Source organism: Aeromicrobium sp. CnD17-E (assembly GCF_024124745.1).
GTDB lineage: Bacteria > Actinomycetota > Actinomycetes > Propionibacteriales > Nocardioidaceae > Aeromicrobium.
In genome coordinates, this window is sequence record NZ_JAMXRU010000048.1 from 1 (window position 1) to 22956 (window position 22956).

Sequence of the window (22956 nt, forward strand, 5' to 3'; positions counted from 1 at the left end):
CACCTGCGCGGCCGTGCTGCTGCGGCTCGGCGCCGACGGCTGGTTCCTCGACCACGTCGCCGCGCTGCTGCGGCGGGCGTTGGAGCCGCGCTCGCTCCTGGAGCTGCTGTGGCACGGCCGCCCGTTCGCGCCGCTGCGATGAGGCGACGCGGCGAGCAGGGCACGGCCACGGCCGAGCTGGCCGTCCTCGCGCCGTTCGCGCTCGTGCTGGTCGTGCTGCTGGTCTGGGTCGCGTCGCTCGGCCTGACGCAGGTGCGGCTCGTCGACGCGGCGCGGGAGGGGGCCCGCCTGGTCTCGCGCGGCGAGCCCGAGGCCGACGCGGTCGCCGTCGTGCGGCGGCTGGCTCCAGCCGGATCCATGGTCGACGTCGCCGAGGGCGCCGACGGGACCGTCGCGGTCACGGTGCGGGTGCGTGCACGAGCACCCCTCGGCTTCGCGTCCACGGTGGGCTCCGTCCAGCTCGACGCGAGCGCGGTGGCGGCCGTGGAGGTGCCGTGAGCGCGCCACCGGTCGAGCGGGGCTCGGTCACGGTGCACGCCCTCTGGGTGGGCGCCGCCCTCGCGACTGTCGTCGCCCTCGGCCTCCAGGTGACCGCGCTCGTCGCCCTGCGCCACCGTGTGTCGGCCGCTGCCGACCTGGCTGCGCTGGCCGGCAGCCGCGCGGCCACCGAGGGTGCCGACCCGTGCGCCGCGGCTCGGCAGGTGGCGCGCCGCAACGACGCCACGCTCGAGCGGTGCCGTGCCGACCTCGACGTCGTCACGGTCACCGCCACCGCGGCGGCCAGGCCGTGGTGGGGCGGCACCTGGAGGGCTCGCGTGCAGGCGCGGGCGGCCCCGGCCTGGTACGAGCGGTGAGGGGCGGCTCAGTCCTCCGGCGCGCCGTCGAGCAGCGCGTCGAGCAGCCGCACGGCGCCGGCCTTGTCGAGCGGCTCGTTGAAGTTCCCGCACTTCGGCGAGACCACGCACGAGGGGCACCCGTCGCGGCACTCGCAGTCGTCGATCGTGGCGCGAGTGACCCTCAGCCACCGCTCGACCACCTCGTAGCCGCGCTCGGCGAAGCCGGCCCCGCCCGGGTGCCCGTCGTGCACGAAGATCGTCAGCGTCCCCGTGTCGGCGTGGACGGCGGTGGAGAGCCCGCCGAGGTCCCAGCGGTCGCACGTGGCCAGCAGCGGCAGCAGGCCGATGGCGGCGTGCTCCGCCGCGTGCGCCGCGCCGGGCACGTCGGTGCGCTCCAGCACCCGCTCCACCACGTCCGGCGGGAGCGTCCACCAGGTCGCGACGGTGCGGAGCGTGCGCGACGGCAGGTCGAGCGGCTCCTCGCCGACCAGGCTCCCGTCGTGGCGTCGACGGCTGAACGAGACCACCTGGCTCGTCACGTCGACCTCGCCGAGGTGGACGGTCGTGGCACCCCAGCGTCGCGTGCGCCGCGTCGAGACGATCGAGACCTCCGTGGTCGAGCGCGCCGACGTCGACCAGCCGGGGTCCTCGGCGTGCACCACCGCGACGCCGTCGTCCACGTCGTACTCGTCGACCACGTGCACCTGGCCCTGGTGCACGTACACCGCACCCTCGTGCACCTCGCCGTCGGCGGAGCCGGCGTCGACGGTGCCCACCAGCCGCCCGGTCGGCCCGTCGACGATCTGCACGGGCGCGCCACCGCTGCCGCGCAGGTCGGCCAGCGCTGCGGCGCGGTCGCGGCGGGTCCAGAACCAGCCCGCCGTCCTGCGACGCAGCCAGCCCGCCGCCTCCAGGGCGTCGACCCCCTCGCGGGCGCGTGGTCCGAACAGCTCCAGGTCGGCCTCCGTCAGCGGCAGCTCCTGCGCCGCGGCGGCCAGGTGCGGACCCAGCACGTACGGGTTGTCCGGGTCGAACACCGTCGCCTCCACGGGCGCGCCGAGCCAGGCGTCGGGGTGGTGCACGAGGAAGGTGTCGATCGGCTCGTCGCGCGCCACGAGCACGCCGAGCGACGGCTGGCCGTCGCGACCGGCGCGTCCCACCTGCTGCCAGAACGCCGCCCGCGTGCCGGGGAAGCCCACGCTGACGACGGCGTCGAGCCCGCTCACGTCGACGCCCAGCTCGAGCGCGTTGGTGGCGGCCAGGCCGAGCAGGTCGCCCGAGCGGAGCCGGTCCTCCAAGGCCCGGCGTTCCTCGGGCAGGTACCCGCCGCGGTAGGTGGCCACTCGGGCGGGCAGCTCGGGCGCGACCTCGCCGAGGCGCTCCTGCGCTCCTCGGGCGATGGACTCGGCTCCACGCCTGGACCGCGAGAAGACGAGGGTGCGGGTGCGGTCCAGCACGAGGTCGGTGAGCACGTCGGCCGCCTCGCGGCCCGCGGACCGCCGGCTCGGCGGCTGCGACGGGTGCGCGGCGCCGACCAGGGGCGGCTCCCAGAGCGCGATCGTCCGCGGCCCGTGCGGCGAGGCGTCGTCGGTCACGGCCACCACGTCGAGCCCGGTGAGCCGCCGCGCCGACGCCTCCGGGTCGCTCACCGTGGCCGACGAGAGCACCACGACGGGCTGCGACCCGTGGTGCGCGCACACGCGCAGCAGCCGGCGCAGCACGTGCGCGACGTGTGCGCCGAACACGCCCCGGTAGTGATGGCACTCGTCCACGACGACGACCCGCAGTCCGGCGAACAGCCGTGCCCAGCGCTCGTGGCCGGGCAGGAGGGTGTGGTGCACGGTGTCGGGGTTGGTGAGCACGAGCTGCGCGTGGTCGCGCGCCCACGACCTCTCGTCGAGCGAGCTGTCGCCGTCGACGGTGGTCGCCCGGACCAGCGGTGCGCCGTCCTCGTCGCGAGGCAGGCGGCGCAGCTGGTCGGCGGCGAGTGCCTTCGTGGGCGCCAGGTAGAGCGCGGTGGGGGCGCGGTGCCCGCGGATCGCGTCGCCCGCACGGCCCCGGACGAGCGCGTCGAGCGCAGGGACCTGGTAGGTCAGCGACTTCCCCGAGGCCGTGCCCGTGGACACGACGACGTGCCGCCCCGCGTGCACGTGCGCGAGCGCCTCGGCCTGGTGCGCCCAGAGGTGGGTGACGCCCTGCGCCGCGAAGGCCGTGCGCACGCGTGGGTCCACCCACTCCGGCCAGGGCTCCACGACGGCGTCGCGGGCGGGGACCACGTGCAGGTGCAGGATCCGGTCGGCGTAGCGCGTCAGCACTCGGTCCGGTTCCACGGTGCCATCATCCCAGGGCCTCCGTCGTGGGCGCGGACGACGGGGCGTCGAGGCGCCCGGCGTGGTTGACTTGGCGTACCTGCGAGGAAGGACGTTGATGGAGCTCCTGCTGACCACCCGCACCGACGAGCCCTTCGAGATCATCGAGGTCGGCGGCGAGATCGACGTGTACACCGCCCCGCGGCTGCGGGAGGCGATCGTGGAGGCGATCGACGCCGGTCACCTGCGCCTCGTGGTCGACGTGCAGCGGGTCGACTTCCTCGACTCGACGGGTCTGGGCGTCCTCGTGGGCGCCCTCAAGAAGGTCCGGGCGGGCGGGGGCTCGCTCGACATCGTCTGCACGCACCCGCGGCTGCTCAAGATCTTCGAGATCACGGGCCTCGACAAGGTCTTCGGCCTGCACGACTCCGTCGAGGCGGCGCGCGCCGCGCACGACACCGCCGACCTCGCCTGAGGTCGACCCGGCCTCGGCGTGACACGCTGACGCCATGGAACGACTGCGCGCCCGGCTGACCGACGTCGGCTTCACCGTCGAGCGGGTGCAGGCCCTGCTGGGGCCCGAGGCGCAGGGAGCCCTGCTGCGCAACGAGACCACACCGGCGGAGCGCGCCACCCGCGACGGTTCCCCCCTCTCGACCCTGGTGCGGCTCTTCTCCCTGCAGCGACCCGAGCCCGCGGAGGCGGTCGACGCCGCGCTGCCGGGGCAGGTCGACGACCTGGTGCGCCGGGGGGTCCTCGCCCGCGACGGTGACGCGGTGCGCGCCGTGGTCGACGTGCGCCCGTACGGCGACGAGACGCACGACTGGTGGGTGGTCTGCGACCTGACGCCGGGGCTGGACACGCGTCCGATCGAGGTCGGGCCCGAGCACGTGCTCGGCATCAGCGAAGCGTCCTCGTCCCTCGCCCAGCTCACCGTCCCCGCCCGGGACGTCCCGCACCGTGGGGGGACGAGGCGCGCCCTCGACCTGGGCACGGGGTGCGGCGTGCAGGCGCTGCACCTCGCGCAGGGGCACGACCGCGTCGTCGCGACCGACGTCAACCCCCGTGCCCTCTGGGCCGCGCGGCTCACGGCGGAGCTCAACGGCGTCGACGTCGACGTGCGCGACGGCTCCTTCTGGGACCCGGTCGCGGGCGAGCGGTTCGACACCATCGCAACGAACCCGCCGTTCGTCGTCTCCCCGCCCACCGGCGACCGGCTCGTGTACCGCGAGGGGTCCCTCGAGACCGACGGCGTCGTCCGCACCGTCGTGGCCGGCGCGGCCGACCACCTCGTGCCCGGCGGGTGGTGCCAGGTGCTCGGCAGCTGGGTGCACACCGACGAGCCGTGGCAGGAGCGCCTGGGCGGCTGGGTGGGGGCCACCGGGCTCGACGCGTGGGTGGTCCAGCGCGAGGTCGTCGACCTCCCGGCGTACGTCGAGATGTGGCTCGCCGACGCGGGCGTCCGGCACCGGCCCGACTACACGGCCCGCTACGACGCCTGGCTCGACTGGTTCGACGCCCAGGGCGTCCAGGCCATGGCGTTCGGGTGGATCAGCCTGCGTGCGGCGCACCGCGACGTGCCCGTGCTGCGGCTGGAGGAGTGGCGCCACGAGGTCGTGCCGCCCGTCGGCGCGGCGGTCCTCTCCTGGGGCGACCGGGTCGACGCCCTGGCCGCGGCCGACGACGTGCTCGACGTCCGGTGGCGCCAGGCGCCCACGCTGACGCAGGAGACGTTCGGCCGCGCCGGCGAGGAGGACCCGGAGGCGATCGTGCTGCGCCTGGGGGAGGGCCTGCGCCGGGCCGCGCAGGTCGACACCGTCCAGGCGGGGCTCGTCGGCGCACTCGACGGCGACCTGACGGCCGGGCAGGTGCTCGACGCGCTCGCCCGTCTGCTGGAGCGCGATCCCGGAGCCCTGCGCGAGCAGTACCGCCCCGTCGTCCACGAGCTCGTCGCCGACGGCCTGCTCGTTCCCTGACCATCGGCCGGGGGCCGTGTGGCGCGCGCCACCTGCGGCCCCGGGGCACGATGTTCCTTGACAAGGCGCGTTAGCGTATGCCGCGTCCGGCCCGCTGTCCGAGCGCCCGGACCGTCCACGAGGGAGTAACACCGTGACCACGCTCGTCATCGTCGAGTCGCCGAACAAGGTGCGCAGCATCCAGTCGTACCTGGGTGACGGGTACGTCGTCGACTCCAGCGTGGGACACATCCGCGACCTCCCGAAGGGTGCCGACCAGGTCCCCGCCAAGTACAAGGGGCTGCCCTGGGCGCGCCTGGGCGTCGACATCGAGAACGGCTTCGACCCCGTCTACGTCGTCGCCGCCGAGAAGAAGCCGCAGATCACCAAGCTCAAGAAGCTCCTCAAGGAGGCCGACGAGCTCGTGCTCGCGACCGATGAGGACCGCGAGGGCGAGGCCATCGCCTGGCACCTCTTCGACGAGCTGAAGCCGAAGGTGCCCGTCAAGCGCATCGTCTTCAACGAGATCACCAAGGAAGCGATCACGCGGGCGGTCGAGAACCCGCGCGACATCGACATGGACCTCGTCGACGCGCAGGAGACCCGCCGCATCCTCGACCGTCTGTACGGGTACGAGGTCAGCCCCGTCCTGTGGAAGAAGGTCATGTCGGGCCTGTCCGCGGGCCGCGTGCAGTCGGTCGCGACGCGCCTCGTGGTCGAGCGCGAGCGGGAGCGCATGGCGTTCCGGTCCGCGTCCTACTGGGACCTCGACGCCACCTTCGACGCCGGCGAGCAGCACGAGGACGCGCGGCTGTTCCCGGCCCGTCTGGTGACGGTCGGCGGCAAGCGCGTCGCGAACGGGTCGGCCTTCGCCGACGACGGCACCCTCAAGAACGCCGACGTCGCGCACCTCGACGAGGCTCGTGTGACCGCCCTCGCGGCGGGTCTGCGCGACGAGACGTTCACGGTCGCCGGCGTCGACGCGAAGCCCTACACCCGCAAGCCGTACGCCCCGTTCCGCACCACGACGATGCAGCAGGAGGCCTCGCGCAAGTTCGGCTTCGGCGCCGCCCGCACGATGCAGGTCGCGCAGCGCCTGTACGAGGGCGGGCACATCACCTACATGCGCACCGACTCGATCACGCTGTCGCAGACCGCGCTGAACGCCTCGCGCGCCCAGGTGAAGGAGCTGTACGGCGCGCAGTACCTGCCCGACAAGCCCCGCACCTACGCCGGCAAGGTCAAGAACGCCCAGGAGGCGCACGAGGCGATCCGGCCCGCGGGGGAGACGTTCAAGACGCCGCAGGCCACGGGCCTGCGCGGCGACGAGCTCCGGCTGTACGAGCTGATCTGGAAGCGCACGCTCGCGTCGCAGATGAAGGACGCCCGCGGCGAGCAGGTGTCGATCCGCCTGACCGCCACCGCCTCCGACGCGGCGGGTGCCGACGCGGGCGCACCGGTCGAGCTGACCGCCTCGGGCCGCACCATCACGTTCCACGGCTTCCTGAAGGCGTACGTGGAGTCCCGCGAGGACAACGGCCAGGGCGACGACCAGCAGACCAAGCTCCCGGCGCTCGCCCAGGGCGACACCGTGACGGCGCACGAGCTGACGCCCGCCGGCCACGAGACGAAGCCGCCCGCCCGCTACACCGAGGCCTCGCTCATCAAGGAGCTGGAGGACCGGGAGATCGGTCGCCCGTCGACGTACGCGTCGATCATCGGCACCATCCAGAACCGCGGGTACGTGTTCAAGAAGGGCACCGCGCTGGTGCCGGCGTGGATCGCGTTCAGCGTGGTGCGGCTGATGGAGCAGCACTTCCCCCGTCTGGTCGACTACTCCTTCACCGCCGAGCTGGAGGACGTCCTCGACCAGGTGTCGCACGGGCGCGAGGAGCGTCAGCGCGTGCTGGAGGGGTTCTGGGCCGGCAGCGGCGAGAAGGACACCGGCCTCAAGCGGCTCATCGAGAACCTCCCCGACATCGACGCCCGCGGTCTCGCCACGTTCGAGCTCGGTGACGGCGTCGCGGTGCGCGTCGGGCGGTACGGGCCGTACGTCGAGGGCCCGCCGATGGTCCCCGGCAAGGACGGCGTCGACGTCCCGACGCGCGGCAACGTGCCCGAGGACCTGCCGCCGGACGAGCTGACCCTCGAGAAGGCGAAGGAGCTGCTGGCGAACCCGGCCGGAGCCGAGAAGATGCTCGGCACCCACCCGGAGACGGGGCTCGACCTCGTCGTGAAGAACGGTCGCTTCGGTCCCTACGTGCAGGAGCTGCTGCCGGAGGACGCCCCGAAGGGCGAGAAGCCGCGCACCGCGAGCCTGTTCCGCACGATGAGCATGGACGCGATCGGCATCGACGACGCCGTGCAGCTCCTCACCCTCCCGCGCGTCGTCGGCACCGACGTCGACGGTACCGAGATCACCGCCCAGAACGGGCGCTACGGCCCCTACCTCAAGAAGGGCACCGACTCGCGCTCGCTCGAGTCCGAGGACCAGCTGTTCACGCTCACCGAGGAGCAGGCGCGCGCCATCTACGCGCAGCCGAAGACCTACGGTCGCCGCGGCACCGCCAAGCCCCCGCTCAAGGAGCTCGGCGTCGACCCGGTCAGCGAGAAGCCGATCGTCGCGAAGGACGGCCGGTTCGGCGTCTACGTGACCGACGGCGAGACCAACGCGTCGCTGCGCAAGGACGACGACCTCGAGACCCTCACCGAGGAGCGTGCCCAGGAGCTCCTCGCCGAGCGTCGCGCCCGTGGTCCGGTCAAGAAGACGGCGAAGAAGAGCGCCAAGAAGACCACGGCGAAGAAGACCACGACGAAGAAGACCGCTGCGAAGAAGACGGCCACCAAGAAGACGGCTGCCAAGAAGACCGCTGCGAAGAAGACGGCGGCGAAGACGGCGGCCAAGAAGACGGCGACGGCGACGAAGTCGTCGGCAGCGAAGAAGAGCTGAGGTCTCTCGGGCCTCCTTCGGCCTGACCTTGCTGGTGCGCTGCCGCAGGGGGTCCAGGCTTGCTGGTGCGCTGCCTCGGTTTTCGCTGGGAACGGTCTCCGAAAGGCCTCGACCGGACGGCTGGCGGCGGCGCTGGTCTGGGGTCTCGGGCTGCGGGTTGCGCTCGGGGTGGACGCAAGATCCTGCGTTCGTGTGAGGGGGTTCAACGCTTCTGCGTTGGCTACGGGATCCCGTCGCGAACGCAGAAGCGTCCGGCCGCGATGCCCCTTATCGGTGGATTCTCAACAGCAGAGGCGCTCGTGCGGTTGCAGATCCACCGATATGACGCGCCAACGCAGAATGTTGGCCCCGGAACGCAGAAACGCAGCATCGTGCGTCCTTCACGGGCCCAGACCAGATCCCGAGACCCGAAGCCACGCCCAGCCCCCTGCCGGTCGAGGCCCTTTCGGAGCCCACCCCCAGCGAAGGCCGAGGCAGCGCACCAGCAAGCTCAGACCCCCCGCGCCAGCGCACCGGCAAGAACAAGCCCCCTGCGCCAGCGCACCAGCAACCAGACGCCCCCCGCGGCCAGCACCCCACCCCGTCGCACCCGCCCCCTAGGATCGGCCCCATGCAGCCTCGCTACACCGACTCGGGCGTCTTCGTCGCGCTGGAGGGCGGTGAGGGGGGCGGGAAGTCGACGCAGGCGCGGCTCCTCGCCGAGTGGCTCGGGGCAGCCGGCCACGAGGTGCTGCTCACGCGTGAGCCCGGTGGCACGGAGGTGGGGGCGCGGTTGCGGGGCATCGTGCTCGATCCCGCCACGGGGCACCTGTCGCCGCGCACGGAGGCGCTGGTCTACGCCGCCGACAAGGCCGAGCACGTCGACGCCGTCGTCCTCCCGGCGCTGGCCCGCGGCGAGGTGGTCGTCACCGACCGCTACGTCGACTCGACGCTGGCCTACCAGGGCGCCGGACGTGCCCTCGACGCCGCCGAGCTGGAGCACGTGGCACGGTGGGCCACGGCCGACCTGCGCCCGCACCTGACCGTCGTGCTCGACCTCGACCCCGTCGTCGGGCTCGCGCGGGCGGGGGAGCCCGACCGCATCGAGGCCGAGCCGCTCGACTTCCACCAGCGGGTCCGGGGCCACTTCCTGGCGCTGGCCGCCGCCGACCCCGCGCACTACCTCGTCGTCGACGCCGACCAGTCGCCGGACGTCGTCCACGCCGCCGTGCGGGCCGCGGTCGAGCCCTGGCTGGGGCAGGCGCGGTGACCAGCGTCTGGGACGAGCTCGTCGGACAGGCCCCGGTCGTCGACACGTTGTCGGCCGCGGTCCGGTCGGCCGGCGGCGACGGTCGCTCGATGACCCACGCCTGGCTGTTCACGGGCCCACCGGGCTCGGGACGCTCGAACGCGGCGAAGGCGTTCGCCGCTGCGCTGCAGTGCGAGCGTGGCGGCTGCGGCGAGTGCCGCTCGTGCACCACGGCGGCGGCGGGCAGCCACCCCGACATCACCGTCATCCGCACCGACGGGCTCTCGATCGGCACCGACGTCGCCCGCGAGTACGTCCGCAAGTCCGCGCTCAGCCCGGCCCTCGGGCGCTGGCAGGTGCTCGTCGTCGAGGACGCCGACCGGCTCACCGAGCAGGCCGCCAACGCGCTGCTGAAGGCGGTGGAGGAGCCGTCGCCGTTCACCGTGTGGATGCTGTGCGCGCCGGCCACGGAGGACGTCATCGTCACGATCCGTTCGCGGTGCCGGCCGGTGCTGCTGCGCACGCCACCGGTCGACGCCATCGCCCGGCTGCTCGTCGAGCGCGACGGGGTGGAGCCGCAGCTGGCGCACGAGGTGGCGGCCGCGTCGCAGGGCCACATCGGTCGCGCTCGTGGCCTCGCGCGCGACCCCCAGGCGCGGGAGCGGCGCCGCGAGATCCTGTCGCTGCCCACGTCGCTGCGGTCCCTCGGCGACTGCCTGGTGGCGGCGCAGCGCATCAACGACGAGGCCACCGCACGTGCCGCCGTGATCGCCGACGTCGCCGACGAGCGCGAGAGCGCCGACCTCAAGCAGTCGTGGGGCGTGGAGGACCGCGGCCGTCGCCCTGCCGGCTACGCCGGCGCGGTCTCCTCGCTCGAGAAGGACCAGAAGCGACGCCGCACCAGGCTGGCGCGCGACTCCATCGACGGCGTGCTGCTCGACCTGCTGTCGTTCTGCCGCGACGTCGTCGCCGTGCAGACCGCGCCCGGTGCGCCCCTCGTGAACGCCGACGTCGCCGACGAGGTGCGTGAGGCGGCCCGTCTGTGGACGCCCGAGTCGACGCTGAGCCGGATCGGTGCGATCGTCGAGGCGCGCGAGGCGCTCACCGCGAACGCAGCACCGCTGCTCACCCTCGAACGCATGATGATGGGATTCCGGAGCCGATGAAACGACCTCTGATCGCCCTGATCGCCCTCGCCGCGGTGGCCGCGGTCGTCGCGGGCGTCCTGCTCGTGGTCCGCGACGGCGACGGCGCGTCCGACGACTCGCCCGCCGCCCAGGCGATCCAGCCCACCGGCGAGCAGGCTCCCGACGGCCTGCAGCGCTTCTACGACCAGAAGCTGACCTGGAAGGGCTGCGGCGGCGACTCCGAGTGCGCCACGATCACCGTCCCCATCGACTACGACGAGCCCGACGGCGCGACCACGACCCTCAAGGCCGCGCGCTACCTGAGCACCGGCGACGGCACGCGCGTGCTGTTCGTCAACCCCGGCGGTCCGGGCGGGTCGGCGATCGACTTCGCCGCGAGCCTGGCCGGCAGCATGGCGCCGACCGTGCGCGACGCCTTCACGATCGTCGGCATCGACCCCCGTGGCGTCGGCGAGAGCTCGCCCCTGAAGTGCCTTCCCGACGCCCAGTTCGACGCCTACGCAGCCAGCGACCCCGACCCGAGCACGTCGGCCGAGGTGCGCGAGCTGCGCGCCGGCGTCCGCGAGCTCGGCGAGGCGTGCGCCAAGAACTCCGGCGAGCTCGCCGGGCACGTCTCCACCGAGGAGGCTGCCCGCGACATGGACGTCGCGCGCGCCGCGATGGGGCAGCAGAAGCTCGACTGGTTCGGCGCGTCGTACGGGACCCAGCTCGGTGCCACGTACGCGACGCTGTTCCCGCAGAAGGTCGGCGCCATGGTGCTCGACGGTGCCGTCGACCCCGCGCAGGACGTGTTCGGGTCCGCCTTCGGGCAGGCCACCGGGTTCCAGCGCGCGCTCGACGCCTACCTCGACGCCTGCGCGAAGCTCGAGTCGTGCCCGCTCGGCCAGGACCCCAACGCCGCCAACCGGGCGCTGGCCACGTTCATGTCCCGGCTGGAGGACCGGCCACTGCCCACCGGGACCGACCGGGAGCTGACCAAGGGACGTGCGTTCTACGGCGTGGCCGTCACGCTCTACGACAAGGCCGCGTGGCCCGTCCTGTCGCAGGCGCTCACGGCGGCCCTGCAGGGTGACGGGTCGCTGCTGCTGCGCCTGAACGACCTGTACTTCTCCCGGCAGAGCAACGGCAGCTACGACGGCAACATCGGCTGGGCCAACATCGCGGTCAACTGCCTCGACAACCGCGAGCGGCCGAGCGTCGCGGAGGTGGAGGCCGAGCTGCCCCGCTTCGAGAAGGTGTCGCCGGTCTTCGGCGCCGCGCTCGGCTGGGGCACCCTCGGCTGCACCGACTGGCCCGAGCCCGCCGACCGTCCGCAGGTGGAGATCGACGCCGAGGGCGCCTCGCCGATCGTCGTCATCGGCACCACCCGCGACCCGGCGACGCCGTACGAGAACGCCAAGGCGCTGGCCGACCAGCTGGGCGACCGCGAGGGCGTGCTGCTCACCCGTGAGGGCGACGGCCACACGGCCTACAGCTCCGGCAACCGCTGCATCGTCAAGGCGGTCGACGCCTACCTCGTCGACGGCACCGTCCCGCGCGACGGCACGACCTGCCCCGACGAGTAGTCCGGCAGTAGTCCGGCCTCGCACCGTCCGGCGGTGCCGGACCGACGGGGTGGGGTCAGGCCGAGCGGATGGCCTCGTGGTGGCGGATGACCTCGTCGATGATGAAGGTCAGGAACTTCTCGGCGAACGCGGGGTCGAGGTCGGACTCGACGGCGAGCGAGCGGAGCCGCTCGATCTGGCGTGCCTCGCGGTCGGGGTCGGAGGCCGGCAGGTCGTGCGTCGCCTTCAGCCGGCCCACCCGCTGGGTGCACTTGAACCGCTCCGCCAGCAGGTGCACGAGGGCGGCGTCGATGTTGTCGATGCTGGAGCGCATGTCGTCCAGCTCGGCCCGCACGTCCTCTGTCCCGGTCACGGGGTCGAGTCTAGGGGGGCCCGTGTGTCCCCTTGGAGGGGCAGGGGTAGGCTGTACGAGGTTCTGCGGGCGATCCTCGCGGGACCTTCGCCGCCTTAGCTCAGTCGGTAGAGCGTTTCACTCGTAATGAAAAGGTCGTCGGTTCGATTCCGACAGGCGGCTCCACCAGGCCCGGTCACGCAGCAGCGGACCGGGCCCTCGTCGTGCTGAAGGTGCCCGACAGGTCCGTTACGGTGCGAGGCATGCCGCGTGCGTACCGCTCACCGACCCGCGACGCCGTCGCCGCGGCCACGCGCCGCAGGATCGTCGAGGCGGCGGGGAGGCTCTTCGTGCGCGACGGCTACGCGGCGACGTCCATGCAGGCGATCGCGGCGGAGGCGGGCACGTCGGTGCAGACGGTGCACGCGCACGGCCCCAAGCACGCACTGCTCGTCGCGGCGCACGAGCTGACGCTGGCCGGCGACGAAGGTCGACACCCGCTCGCCGAGCGGCCGGAGCTGGTCGACATCATGTCCGAGCCCGACACGGACGTGGCGATCCAGCGGTACGTCGACTTCCTCGTGCGGGCGAACCTGAGGTCCGCGGCGCTCGTGCACGCCATGGTGTCAGCCGCGGACGCCGACGCGCGGGTGCGTTCCGCGGTGCAGGACCTGGAGGAGCGCCGGCACCGCGACATGACCATCGCCGCCGGGTGGTTCGTCGGGCGCGGACGACTCCGCGCCGAGCAGGCGTCCGAGGCCGCCGACCTGCTCGGGCTGGTCGTCGGTCCCGAGCCGTGGATCCACCTCGTCCGCGAGCGAGGGTGGACTCCGGCACGGTACGCCGTGTGGCTGCGGCGACAGCTCGACGGCCTCGGACCGGCGCTCGACGGGTGACCCATATTGGGGTTAGTCTCGCTCTAGTCAATTGAGGGAGACGACCATGAGCCGCAGCGCGGTGCTGTGCAGCATGCCGGCGACCGGGCACGTCGGACCGCTGTCCGTCGTGGCCGGCGAGCTCGTCCGTCGTGGGTGGCGGGTGCGGATGCTCACCGGTGCCGGCTACGAGACACCGGTGCGCGCGAGCGGCGCGGAGTTCGTCGCGCTGCCGCCCGAGGCCGACACGCTCGACTCCATCGGGGCGGGCGAGCGCACCCGTGGCCTCGCCACCATCAACCACGGCGTGGAGCAGGCCTTCGTCGCCCCAGCCGCGCCGGCAGGACGGGCGCTCGAGCAGATGCTCGCCGACGAGCCCGCCGACGTCGTGCTGCACGACATGACCTTCCTGGGCGTGCAGACGCTCTTCTCGCGCCCGCGTGAGCAGCGTCCCGCCACCGTCCTGTGCGGGATCGGTCCGGCCGGGTTCAGCAGCGTCGACACGGCGCCCTACGGGCTCGGTCTCGTGCCGTGGCGACGCACGCGGCCGAACCGGCTCCGCAACCGCCTGCTGTACCGCACGTCGCGCGTGGTGCTCCGCCCCGTCCACCGCAGCCTCGACCGCTTCCTCGCCGACGTGGGCGCCCCAGGGCTCGACGGCGCCTTCTTCATGGACGTGCTCGACCGCAGCGACCTGCTCGCACAGTTCACCGTCCCCGAGTTCGAGTACACCCGCTCCGATGCGCCGGCGGGCCTGCGCTTCTACGGCCCGATGGTCCCGCCGGGGGCAGCCGAGGTCGCCGACGTCGCGACGCCCGCCTGGTTCGACGACCTCGACCCGGACCTCCCGTTGGTGCACGTGACCCAGGGGACGGTCGCCAACACCGACTTCACCGAGGTCGTCGGGCCGACCGTCGAGGCCCTGGCCGACCGTGACGTGCAGGTCGCCGTCACGACCGGCGGTCGCCCGACGTCCGCGCTGGACGACCTCGGCCCGCTGCCCGCGAACGTCTTCGTCGCCAGCTACCTGCCCTACGACGAGCTGCTGGCCCGCACGGACGTGCTCGTCACCAACGGCGGCTACGGCGGGCTGCACCACGCGATGCGTCACGGCGTCCCGATCGTCATCGCGGGCGACTCCGAGGACAAGGTCGAGACGTCGACCCGCGTGCAGCACGCCGGGGTCGGCATCAACCTGAGGACCGGCCGCCCGACCCCTGCAGCCGTCGGACGAGCCGTGCAGACGGTGCTCGACGACGGTGCCTACGCCCGCCGCGCCCACGAGGTCGGCGTCGCGATCGCCCGGTCCAGCGGGGTGGTCGGGCTGGTCGACGACGTGGAGGCCCTGGTCCTCCAGCAGGTTTCCCACCCGCCCCTGACGAAGGAGTCGTGAGATGTCGAGCCACGAGGTCGTCCGACGTCACGTCGACGCGTTCAACGCCCGCGACGAGGCCGCCGAGCCCTGGTCCGAGGACGCGGAGATCATCGCGCCCGGGGCGTCGGCCTCGGGCCGGGAGGCCGTGCTCGCCTTCCTCCGGGTCTTCCACGAGGGCTTCCCGGACGGCCGCCTCGAGCTGATCTCCGTGCTCGGAAGCGGGTCACGCGTGGCGGCGGAGGGCCGCTTCGGCGGCACGCACACAGGCACCCTGCGCGGTGCCGGCGGCAGCCTCGCGCCGACCGGGCGCAAGGTGTCCTTCCGGTGGGCCGCCGTCTACGAGGTCGACGGCAGCCGGCTGCGGTCGGAGCACCTGTACTTCGACCAGGTCGAGCTGCTGTCGCAGCTCGGCGCGCTCGCCGACTGAGCCGACGTCCCCGGCGTCGTCGCGTGGGGGTCGGCAGGGCGGAGCCGACCCGTCAGCCCACCGAGCGCTCGCGCCGGGCGAGCGTCGAGGTGGCGGCGGCCGCCGCGCACCAGACGGCGAGGACGGCCCAGGGGCGCCAGAAGGCGCCCGCCGCCCCGCCGGTGAGCTGCTGCAGGATCTCGATGCCTGCCGCGTGCGGCAGGAGCGTCGTGACCTCGCGCCAGACCTCGGGCTGCATCCAGGTGCCCGTGCCGGCGAGGTCGGGGAGTGCCGTGAGGACGAGGAGGGTGACGGCGAGACCCCAGCCCCAGGCGTCCATCAGGTGCTCGAGCGCCTGCGACACGAGCGCGCCGGTCAGCACCAGCAGGGAGAGCGCCGGCCACCACAGGAGCACCGGTCCCGAGGCGAGCAGCGCGCCCACCAGGCCCCCGGCGCCACCGACCAGCACCGAGACCACACCGATCACCCGCAGTCGTCGCAGGGCTCCCGGCCACGTCCGCGGCAGCCTGCCGGAGCGGACCGTGAGCACGCCTGACGTGACGATGCCGGCGCCCACGGCCAGCACCGGGAGCCAGGCGACGGCGGCGCGCCCGCCCGCGGACAGCGAAGGGCCGACCAGCTCGACCTGCACGCCCCGTCCCAGTCGCGCCGACGTGACCCGGACCGCCGCCTCCACCGCCGTCCGTTGGTCCGGCGAGGCCCGCCGTGGCAGGAGCAGGACGTCGTCGGAGCGGGCCAGGTCGACCACCGCCGCGCCCACCAGCGTGCCGTCGTCGACGAGCGCACGGGCTGCGGCGGCCGACCTCGGCCGCACGACCGTGAACGGACTGTCGGGATCGGCGGCAGCCCGGTCGGCGAGCGTCTGGCCGACGACCGCCGGTGCCACCACGCCGAGCGGCGCCTCGTGCAGGTCGTCGCCCGCGACCCAGGCGGAGACCGCGACCACGCCGGCCAGCTGCACGGCGACGACGACCACCAGCGGCACCCAGACGCGACCCCTCACGCGCCGACTGTAGGTCACGCCGGGGGCTGCCCCGACGCCGTGACATCGTGGTGTCGTGGGAGTGCAGCGCGTGCCGTGGCGGATCCGGGTGGCAGCCGTCACCGGGCCGGCGCTCCTGCTCATGCTGTCCCTGGTCGCCTTCTCGGGGCGGGCCGAACCGCCCTCGGCCCCGACGGTGCCCGAGGCGAGCGAGACCCGCTGCCTCCCGATCAAGCCGATCCGCTCCGTGCCCGACCTCAACCGGCTCGTCACGCAGGTGCGTGGCTCGGGGGCGTTCCAGGGCGCCGACGTCGGCGCCGACGTGACCCTGCAGGACGGGCGGCGGCTCTGGCTGTTCGGCGACACCCTGCGGTCGGCCGACTTCGACGGGCAGCGCTTCGTGCGCAACTCCATGCTCGTCTTCGAGCCCGGCTGCGCGCAGGTCGTGCTGCCCGCCGACCACGGGGCGCTGATCCCCGACCGCGACGACGGCGTCGGCTACTGGCCGATGTCGGTGGCCGCGATCGAGCGACCGGGCTACGACCTGGTGGGCGTGTCGGCGCAGCGCGTCAAGGGCGCCGACGCCCCCGACGGCCCGCTCGCGTTCGACAACCTGGGTCCCGCGGTCGCGCTGTTCGTCGTGGAGCGGGGGCGGACGCCGCAGCTGCTCGGGGTGCGCGACATCGGTCCGGACGACGACGACCTCCGTCGCCCGACGTGGGGTGCCGCGACGGCCGTCTCCGACGGGTGGGTCTACCTCTACGGGACGGCCCGTCCCGGTCGCGGCCTGGTGTTCGGGTTCAGCCTGCACGTGGCGCGGGTGCGGCCCGACGACGTCCTGCGCCCCGACCGCTACCGGTACTGGAACGGCAGGACGTGGACCCGCGACGCCTCCGACCTCGCCACCCTGATCCCGGCCGAGGGCGGGGTCTCGCAGACGCTCAGCGTCTTCGAGCGGGACGGCCGCTGGTACGCGGTGAGCAAGCGCGACGAGTTCCTCGGCAAGGACCTCGTCGTGTGGTCGGCGTCGCGGCCGACGGGGCCGTTCACCCCGAGCGCCCCGGTCGCCCAGATCCCCAGCGAGCCCGACGGTCGGCTGCGGTACATGCCGCTGGCCCACCCCGACCTGCTGCCCGAGCGAGGGTCCGTCGTCGTCTCCTACAGCCAGAACGACACCGACCTCGCGGAGGTCGCGCGCGACCCGTTCGTCTACCGCCCGCGGTTCCTGCGGATCCCGCTGCCGGACTGAGCCGCGCCGCATGAGGCACGCCCGCCGGGGTACGTGGCGCCCGAGCCGACGTCCGGTCGGTCGCCCTCGTCCACAGGAGCATCCGTGACCCTCACCGCCCTCGCGCTGAACTGCACCCTCAAGCGCGGCGACGCGCCGTCGAGCAGCGCCCTGATGGCGCAGCAGTACCTCGACGCCCTCGCCGAGCACGACGTCGTCGGCACCGCCCTGCGGGTCGTCGACCTCGACGTCAGGCCGGGTGTCGAGACCGACATGGGCGACGGCGACGAGTGGCCGGCGATCCGCCGACAGGTGCTCGACGCCGACGTGCTCGTCGTGGTGACGCCGACGTGGGTGGGGCAGATGTCGAGCGTCGCGAACCGGGTGCTGGAGCGCCTGGACGCCGAGCTGTCCGAGACGCGCGACGACGGGAACCCGATCCTCTACGGCAAGGTCGCGCTGGTGGGCGTCGTCGGGAACGAGGACGGTGCGCACAAGATCACGGCCGACCTGTACCAGGCGCTCGACGACTGCGGCCTGACCATCCCCGCGCAGGGCGGCACGTACTGGAACGGCGAGGCCATGCACACGGTCGACTACCACGACCTCGACGAGGCCCCCGAGGCCACGCTCAGCACGCTGCGCACCGCGGCCGCGAACGCCGTGCACCTCGCCCGGCTGCTCTCCCGCGAGCCGTACCCCGCCTGACCTTCTACCTCGGTCAGCGGCGCGCGGTGGCCAGCCGGTCGATCCGCACGAGGGCCGCGGCCAGCACCGGCAGGTACGCCGGCGCCCACAGCGGGGCACCCATCGACAGACGGCAGCCGTCGGCCTCCGGGCGCACGGCGTGCGTCGTCGCTGGCACGCCGGCGACCGACCAGGCCCAGGCGCGCCCCGGCTCGAACGACGTGATCGCGAACGGCAGCGAGAGGCCCACGGCCGTGCGGACGTGGCCGGTGCTGCCGAGACCGAGCGGCGCCTCGTCGTCGAGGGTCGCCTGCTGCACGGACGGTCCCCAGCGAGGCCACGCGTCGAGGTCGACGAGCAGCGACCACACGACGTCCGGCTCGGCGTCGACGTGGCGGTGCACGGTCAGCTGCCTCACGCGTCGCCCACCTCGTCCTCGTCGAGCGGCTCCGCCAGGTGCGGGTCGCCGCGGGTGACGTCGCTGACGTGCACGTGACGGGTGACCTCGTCGGCGCCTGGTGCCGGCCCCGTGCCGAGGGTCTCCGTCAGGACGCGCCGGGTGACGGCGTGCGCCACGTCGGTGGACTCCGGGACCGACGTCCCGTAGCGCGCCACGAGCTCCAGGTGCACGGCGTGCAGGCGGTCGCGGTCGCGCACGTCGAGCCGGATGCGTCGCACGGCCGCGTCGGCCACCTCGGCGGCCAGCGCGGACCGCAGCAGCGCCACGAGCGCGACCGAGGAGACCTGCAGCAGCGGGTCGGCGGTCTCGATCGTGGTCGCCCGTCGGGGGGCGGCGAGGGCCCGGGCGAGGACGCGGCCGGCAGCCTGCGCGACGTGCGGGCTGGCCGGCTGGTGGCGGAGCTGGTCGGTCGCCACGTCGAGGGCACGCTCGCCGCTCGAGCGGTCGAGGTCGGGCACGTCGGGGTTCGTCATCGCCACTGCTCCATCCGGATCGCGAGACTTCGTCGGGCGCGGTGCAGCTGTCCGCGGACCACGGTCGGAGTCGTGTCGAGCACCTGGGCGATCTCCGCGTAGGAGAAGCCCTCCAGCTCACGGAGGGCCCATGCCGCGCGCTGGGTCCACGGTAGCTCCCCCAGGGCCAGGTCCAGCGTGCGCCAGAGGTCGCCGAGCTCGGCCTCCTGCTCGGGGTCGATACGACGTGCGGCGCCGAGCCGGTCGGCGTCGTCGCGGCCGAGAGGCTCGAGGATGCGGTCGTCGACCGCCAGGGGGCGGGTGCGGCGACGGCGTCGGTAGACCTCGCGCTGCACGATCGTGAACAGCCACGTCTGCACCTTCGAGCGACCCTCGAAGTCCGGCAGCGCGCGCCACGCGGTGATCCACGCGTCCTGCACGGCGTCCTCCGCGGACCGCTCGTCGCCGTCGAGCAGACGTGTCGCGTAGCGCAGCGTCGCGGGGAAGAGCCGGGCGAAGAGCTCCTCGAACGCTGCCCGGTCGCCCAGGCCGGCGCGGCGGGCGAGGGCGTTGTCTGACGGACGGGCGCCCCCGTCGTCGGTGCCCGGCACCTGCTCGTCGTCCGTCCCCCTGGTCATCGCTCCGACCGTGCCACCGGGTGGGAGGGTGCGCACCTCGAACTGGCCCGCACTGTGACGTCGGTCACGTCACCGTGACGTTCGGCGTGCGGGTGGACTCTCACGGTTGTTCGATCGATCCACCCCACCACACAGAACAGGACTGATGACGTGAGCGAGAAGGCCGTCGCCAAGACCACCACCTCCAGCGACCTGGACAGCACGCAGGGTCGCACCTCCATCGCCGACACCGTCGTGTCGAAGATCGCCGGCATCGCGACCCGCGAGGTCTCCGGCGTGTACGCGCTGGGTGGCAACACCGCCCGCGCCGTCGGCGCCATTCGCGAGCGCATCCCGGGCTCCTCCACCAACCACTCGCAGGGCATCTCGGTCGAGGTGGGCGAGAAGGAGGCCGCCATCGACATCCAGCTCGTCGCGGAGTACGGCGTCTCGATCGCCGACCTCGCCAACGGCATCCGCACCAACGTGATCAACGCGGTCGAGCGCATGGTCGGCCTCAACGTCGTCGAGGTGAACATCGAGGTGCAGGACATCCACATCGAGTCCGACGAGGGCGCCGACGACACCGCCAGCGAGCCGCGGGTCCAGTGACCACCCCCGCCGACACGCCCGAGCCCGCCGACACCGCAACGACGGTGGCCGAGCAGGTGGCGTCCGCGACCCTGGGCGTGCCCGGGGTCGCGGGGCTGCACGCCGGATCGTTCGGCGAGGTGGCGACCTACCTGCCCGGGCGTCGCGTCACCGGGGTCCGGCTGCGCGACGGCGACACCGAGGTGCACGTCGTCGCGACGATGGGCACCCGGCTGCGCGACCTCGCCGACTCCGTCCGCGCGGCGGTGTCGCCCCTCGTCGACACGCCCGTGCGCGTCGTCGTCGAGGACGTCGTCCCGGACGGCACGGCCGCGTCGTGAGCGGCAGCACCGGGGCGCGACCGACCGGACCCCCCTTCACGGGTCCGGCCGACGCCGCACTGCGCGAGCAGTGGCGTCGGGAACGTCGCGCCCTGGTGCGTCGCCACCACCCCGACGCCGGCGGCGACGCCGAGCAGCTGCAGGACCGGCTCGCGGCGCTGGACCGTCGGTACGTCTTCCTGGAGCGGACGGGCCGACCCGCGGGTCCCCCGCCCCGGTCGCCCCTGACGCGGATCCGCTCGGCGCTGCGGCGCCCGGCGCGGCGCCTGCGCCGTCGCCGCTACATCGACCTCTGACCCCTCGCACGACCCCCATCCCGGCACCAAGGAGACACCCCATGACCACCTCCACCGTCGGCCTCATCGCCGGCCTCCTGCTCGCCATCGCCATCGCGACCGGCGGCTTCCTCGGTTTCCTGCTCGCCCTCGTCCTGGGCGGGGCGGGCTACCTCGTCGGCGGTCACGTCGACGGGGAGGTCGACCTGTCCGGCCTGCTCGGACGGCGCGACCGTGGCTGACACGGCCACCCTCGCCCCTGTCGCGCCAGAGCGGGCGCCGCTGCCCGCCCCCGAGGACCGCGGACGCACGACCATCGCCGACGGCGTCGTGAGCCGCGTGGCGTCGATCGCGGCGTCGGAGGTCGAGGCCGTCGTCGACACCCGCAAGGGCTGGACGAAGCTCGTCCGCAAGGGCCTGCCGCACGCCGAGGCCACGGTCGCCGGCGAGACGTCGTCGATCACGGTGGAGGTCGCGGCGACGTGGCCGACGCCGCTCGCGCCGCTCGTCGAGCGGGTCCGCGCGCACGTCACCGAGCGCGTCGACACCCTCGTCGGCGTCACCGTGAGCCGTGTCGACGTCACGGTCGCCGACGTCGTGCACCTCGACGCCCCCGCCCGCCGCGTCGTCTGACCCCTCCCACCCGACCGAAGGACCCCGCATGACCTCCGAGACCACCCCCTCGACGGGCACCCGCCCGCTCGCGGCGGCGAAGTCGCCCGCCGGCACGGGCGCGTCGCCGCTCGTCGCCCAGCTGATCGCCCTCGCCCTCGTCGGCCTGGCCGTCGTCGCGGTCCAGCACCTCCTCGTGCAGCTCGGCTCGGTGTCGGGCAGCTCGTGGCTGCTGACGGTCGTCGACGCGGCCGACGGGATCGACGGTCGCACCTCGGCGGTGCTCGCCGCTGCCGTCGTCGCCCTCGTCGTCGCGGTGCTGCTGCTGCCGGTGGCGCTCAAGCCCCGCCCGCGCCGCACCCTGGCGCTGCGCGCCAGCAGCGGCGTGCACCTGCGTCGCCAGGACCTCGTGCGGGTCGTCCGCGCCGCCATCGACGGCACCGACGGCGTCACCGAGGCCGACGTCTCGGTCCGGCGCCGGCGCGTGAAGGTGGTGGCTCGGTCCGTCGCCACCGCCGACCGGGAGAGCGAGCTCGAGGGCGCCGTCCGTGCCCGCGCGGAGCGGGTCTGCTCCGCCGTCGACCCCACCCCGCGGGTCGACGTCACCATCCGACCCGAGAAGGGCTGAGCACCATGGTCAGTCGCACCACGCTCCTCGTCGACCGTCTCGCCACCCTCGTGCTCGTCGCGCTGCTGGCCGTCGCCGGCCTCGCCGGCCTGTGGTGGTGGTCCGGCCGCGAGGTCTCGGGCAGCACGCTCCCCGAGACCAGCAGCACCGCGCGCGTCGCCGACGCTCTCGAGAACCCCGCGGTGGCGTGGGGGACCGCAGCCGTCGCGGTCGTCGTCGCGCTCGTGGCGCTGCGCTGGATCCTCGCCCACCTGACCCGCCCGACCGTCTCGCGACTCCGGCTGGAGGGCAGCGGCGACGACGGACGCAGCGAGGCGCTCGCCGGCAAGGTCCTCTCCGCTGCCGCCGACGCGTTCGCCGCGACGGAGGGCGTGCGCGCGGCCCGGGGGTCCGTCGTCCGCGACCGCGGTGAGCTCGTGGCCCGGATCGATGCCACGATCGAGCCGGAGGCCGACCTGACGCACGTGGCGCAGCGCGCCGACGAGGTGTCGGCGCAGCTGCACGACGTGCTCGGACGCGACGACCTGCGGGCCGCCGTCCGACTGCGGGTCGCCGCTCGCGGACGCAGCCTGTCACGCGTGCACTGAGGGCTCAGCCCTCCACGGGGCACGGCGTCGACGGCACCGCCGGAGGGGCCGCACGGGCTGCGCGCAGGTCGTGCGCGACGCCGCTCGGCGTCCGTCCCTCTGTCCGCCCCGAGGTCAGCACCGGCTCCGCGACCGTGCGGACGACGCGGTCGGTCGCGGTGTCCAGGCGGGTCACCAGGTCGCGGTCCTCGTGTGCCGGCACGGACGCGAAGCCGCCGACCTGCAGGTAGAGGCTGCCGCGGACCGCGAGGTTGGCCCCGTGCACGTGGGCGTGCGGTGTCCTGTCCAGCCCGCCCCGGTAGCGCCGCCACCAGGTCGTGTGGTGGTCCAGCTCCGCGTCGTCGAGACGGATCGTCCCGACCACTGCGTCCGCGCCGTCGGCCGCCAGGGCGAGGTGGTGGACCAGCCAGCCCGGCGGCACCACGGAGTCGGCGTCGGTCGTCGCCAGCCACGTGCGGGCGGCGTCGCGGCCCTGGAGCAGCCTGGACGCCCCCGCG

At 73.9% G+C, this 22956-nt stretch carries 27 protein-coding genes and 1 tRNA gene; 21 read left to right on the top strand and 7 right to left on the bottom strand.

Going from position 1 to position 22956, the window contains the following annotated elements:
* Positions 1 to 138 precede the first annotated feature (138 nt).
* Together NH339_RS10535 and NH339_RS10540 are read left to right on the top strand one after the other, a co-directional pair.
* Complete coding sequence (locus NH339_RS10535) at positions 139 to 498, top strand: TadE family type IV pilus minor pilin (protein ID WP_253025096.1); 360 nt, start codon at positions 139 to 141, stop codon at positions 496 to 498.
* A complete protein-coding gene (locus tag NH339_RS10540) occupies positions 495 to 854 on the top strand; it encodes an Rv3654c family TadE-like protein (RefSeq protein WP_253025098.1) in 360 nt (119 codons plus the stop codon). Before NH339_RS10535 ends, NH339_RS10540 begins: the two co-directional genes overlap by 4 nt.
* 8 nt (positions 855 to 862) lie before the next feature.
* Here NH339_RS10540 and NH339_RS10545 read toward each other — a convergent pair whose 3' ends face one another.
* Positions 863 to 3166, bottom strand: coding sequence for a DEAD/DEAH box helicase (locus NH339_RS10545; RefSeq protein WP_253025100.1), 2304 nt, complete (start codon positions 3164 to 3166; stop codon positions 863 to 865).
* 97 nt (positions 3167 to 3263) lie between these two features.
* Here NH339_RS10545 and NH339_RS10550 point away from each other — a divergent pair, with 97 nt between their 5' ends.
* From NH339_RS10550 to NH339_RS10575, 6 genes are all read left to right on the top strand, one after another.
* Positions 3264 to 3620, top strand: a complete 357-nt coding sequence (locus tag NH339_RS10550; protein ID WP_253025102.1) for an STAS domain-containing protein — start codon at positions 3264 to 3266, stop codon at positions 3618 to 3620.
* Positions 3621 to 3654: 34 nt separating this feature from the next.
* Positions 3655 to 5121 carry a methyltransferase gene (locus tag NH339_RS10555; protein ID WP_253025104.1) on the top strand — a complete coding sequence of 489 codons (1467 nt, stop codon included), beginning with the start codon at positions 3655 to 3657 and terminating at the stop codon, positions 5119 to 5121.
* 133 nt (positions 5122 to 5254) lie between these two features.
* Positions 5255 to 8050 (top strand): type I DNA topoisomerase, encoded by a 2796-nt coding sequence (gene topA, locus NH339_RS10560; RefSeq protein WP_253025106.1) that lies wholly within the window; start codon positions 5255 to 5257, stop codon positions 8048 to 8050.
* A 610-nt stretch (positions 8051 to 8660) separates the two neighbouring features.
* A complete protein-coding gene (gene tmk / locus NH339_RS10565) occupies positions 8661 to 9299 on the top strand; it encodes a dTMP kinase (protein ID WP_253025108.1) in 639 nt (212 codons plus the stop codon).
* Positions 9296 to 10444: a DNA polymerase III subunit delta' gene (locus tag NH339_RS10570; protein WP_253025110.1), complete on the top strand. Its 1149-nt coding sequence runs from the start codon at positions 9296 to 9298 to the stop codon at positions 10442 to 10444. The genes tmk and NH339_RS10570 overlap by 4 nt, the downstream gene beginning before the upstream one ends.
* Positions 10441 to 11991, top strand: a complete 1551-nt coding sequence (locus NH339_RS10575) for an alpha/beta hydrolase (RefSeq protein ID WP_253025112.1) — start codon at positions 10441 to 10443, stop codon at positions 11989 to 11991. The genes NH339_RS10570 and NH339_RS10575 overlap by 4 nt, the downstream gene beginning before the upstream one ends.
* Before the next feature lie 55 nt (positions 11992 to 12046).
* Here NH339_RS10575 and NH339_RS10580 read toward each other — a convergent pair whose 3' ends face one another.
* The gene (locus NH339_RS10580) at positions 12047 to 12343 is read right to left on the bottom strand and encodes a chorismate mutase (protein WP_083516457.1); all 297 of its coding nucleotides are present in this window, start codon (positions 12341 to 12343) and stop codon (positions 12047 to 12049) included.
* A gap of 89 nt (positions 12344 to 12432) precedes the next feature.
* On the opposite strand from NH339_RS10580, the gene NH339_RS10585 reads away from it, so the two are divergent.
* The 4 genes from NH339_RS10585 (at position 12433) to NH339_RS10600 (ending at position 14999) form a co-directional block, all read left to right on the top strand.
* Positions 12433 to 12508: transfer RNA gene (locus NH339_RS10585), tRNA-Thr, on the top strand.
* A 77-nt stretch (positions 12509 to 12585) separates the two neighbouring features.
* Positions 12586 to 13218, top strand: coding sequence for a TetR/AcrR family transcriptional regulator (locus NH339_RS10590; protein ID WP_253025114.1), 633 nt, complete (start codon positions 12586 to 12588; stop codon positions 13216 to 13218).
* Between the two features lie 46 nt (positions 13219 to 13264).
* Positions 13265 to 14590 carry a glycosyltransferase gene (locus NH339_RS10595; RefSeq protein WP_253025116.1) on the top strand — a complete coding sequence of 442 codons (1326 nt, stop codon included), beginning with the start codon at positions 13265 to 13267 and terminating at the stop codon, positions 14588 to 14590.
* Between the two features lies 1 nt (position 14591).
* Entirely contained in the window at positions 14592 to 14999 is a 408-nt protein-coding gene (locus NH339_RS10600; protein WP_253025118.1) for an ester cyclase, read from the top strand.
* A gap of 52 nt (positions 15000 to 15051) precedes the next feature.
* On the opposite strand, the gene NH339_RS10605 is transcribed toward NH339_RS10600, so the two are convergent.
* A complete protein-coding gene (locus tag NH339_RS10605; RefSeq protein WP_253025120.1) occupies positions 15052 to 16002 on the bottom strand; it encodes a hypothetical protein in 951 nt (316 codons plus the stop codon).
* Positions 16003 to 16057: 55 nt separating this feature from the next.
* On the opposite strand from NH339_RS10605, the gene NH339_RS18870 reads away from it, so the two are divergent.
* Positions 16058 to 17230: a DUF4185 domain-containing protein gene (locus tag NH339_RS18870; protein WP_253025122.1), complete on the top strand. Its 1173-nt coding sequence runs from the start codon at positions 16058 to 16060 to the stop codon at positions 17228 to 17230.
* A gap of 84 nt (positions 17231 to 17314) precedes the next feature.
* Positions 17315 to 17917, top strand: coding sequence for an NAD(P)H-dependent oxidoreductase (locus NH339_RS10615; protein WP_253025124.1), 603 nt, complete (start codon positions 17315 to 17317; stop codon positions 17915 to 17917).
* A 13-nt stretch (positions 17918 to 17930) separates the two neighbouring features.
* Here the strand turns inward: NH339_RS10615 and NH339_RS10620 are convergent, their stop codons facing one another.
* Genes NH339_RS10620 through NH339_RS10630 form a run of 3 tightly spaced genes read right to left on the bottom strand, consistent with a single transcriptional unit; the run spans position 17931 to position 19446 of the window.
* Entirely contained in the window at positions 17931 to 18314 is a 384-nt protein-coding gene (locus NH339_RS10620) for an SRPBCC family protein (protein ID WP_253025125.1), read from the bottom strand.
* Positions 18311 to 18829 (bottom strand): hypothetical protein, encoded by a 519-nt coding sequence (locus NH339_RS10625; protein ID WP_253025126.1) that lies wholly within the window; start codon positions 18827 to 18829, stop codon positions 18311 to 18313. Before NH339_RS10625 ends, NH339_RS10620 begins: the two co-directional genes overlap by 4 nt.
* Positions 18826 to 19446: an RNA polymerase sigma factor gene (locus NH339_RS10630; protein ID WP_253025127.1), complete on the bottom strand. Its 621-nt coding sequence runs from the start codon at positions 19444 to 19446 to the stop codon at positions 18826 to 18828. The genes NH339_RS10625 and NH339_RS10630 overlap by 4 nt, the downstream gene beginning before the upstream one ends.
* 150 nt (positions 19447 to 19596) lie before the next feature.
* Between NH339_RS10630 and NH339_RS10635 the strand changes: the two genes are divergently transcribed.
* From NH339_RS10635 to NH339_RS10665, 7 genes are read left to right on the top strand one after another with little or no spacing between them, the layout of a single operon-like run.
* Positions 19597 to 20037 (top strand): Asp23/Gls24 family envelope stress response protein, encoded by a 441-nt coding sequence (locus NH339_RS10635; RefSeq protein ID WP_253025128.1) that lies wholly within the window; start codon positions 19597 to 19599, stop codon positions 20035 to 20037.
* A complete protein-coding gene (locus NH339_RS10640) occupies positions 20034 to 20357 on the top strand; it encodes a hypothetical protein (protein ID WP_253025130.1) in 324 nt (107 codons plus the stop codon). The genes NH339_RS10635 and NH339_RS10640 overlap by 4 nt, the downstream gene beginning before the upstream one ends.
* Complete coding sequence (locus NH339_RS10645; protein ID WP_253025132.1) at positions 20354 to 20653, top strand: hypothetical protein; 300 nt, start codon at positions 20354 to 20356, stop codon at positions 20651 to 20653. The genes NH339_RS10640 and NH339_RS10645 overlap by 4 nt, the downstream gene beginning before the upstream one ends.
* A 41-nt stretch (positions 20654 to 20694) precedes the next feature.
* Entirely contained in the window at positions 20695 to 20874 is a 180-nt protein-coding gene (locus NH339_RS10650; protein WP_067859894.1) for a DUF2273 domain-containing protein, read from the top strand.
* Entirely contained in the window at positions 20867 to 21265 is a 399-nt protein-coding gene (locus NH339_RS10655) for an Asp23/Gls24 family envelope stress response protein (protein WP_253025134.1), read from the top strand. Before NH339_RS10650 ends, NH339_RS10655 begins: the two co-directional genes overlap by 8 nt.
* 28 nt (positions 21266 to 21293) lie before the next feature.
* Positions 21294 to 21872, top strand: a complete 579-nt coding sequence (locus NH339_RS10660; RefSeq protein WP_253025136.1) for a DUF6286 domain-containing protein — start codon at positions 21294 to 21296, stop codon at positions 21870 to 21872.
* A 5-nt stretch (positions 21873 to 21877) separates the two neighbouring features.
* Entirely contained in the window at positions 21878 to 22459 is a 582-nt protein-coding gene (locus tag NH339_RS10665; RefSeq protein WP_253025138.1) for a hypothetical protein, read from the top strand.
* 4 nt (positions 22460 to 22463) lie between these two features.
* Here the strand turns inward: NH339_RS10665 and NH339_RS10670 are convergent.
* Positions 22464 to 22956: hypothetical protein (locus NH339_RS10670; protein WP_253025139.1), on the bottom strand; the 493-nt coding region annotated here is incomplete at its 5' end.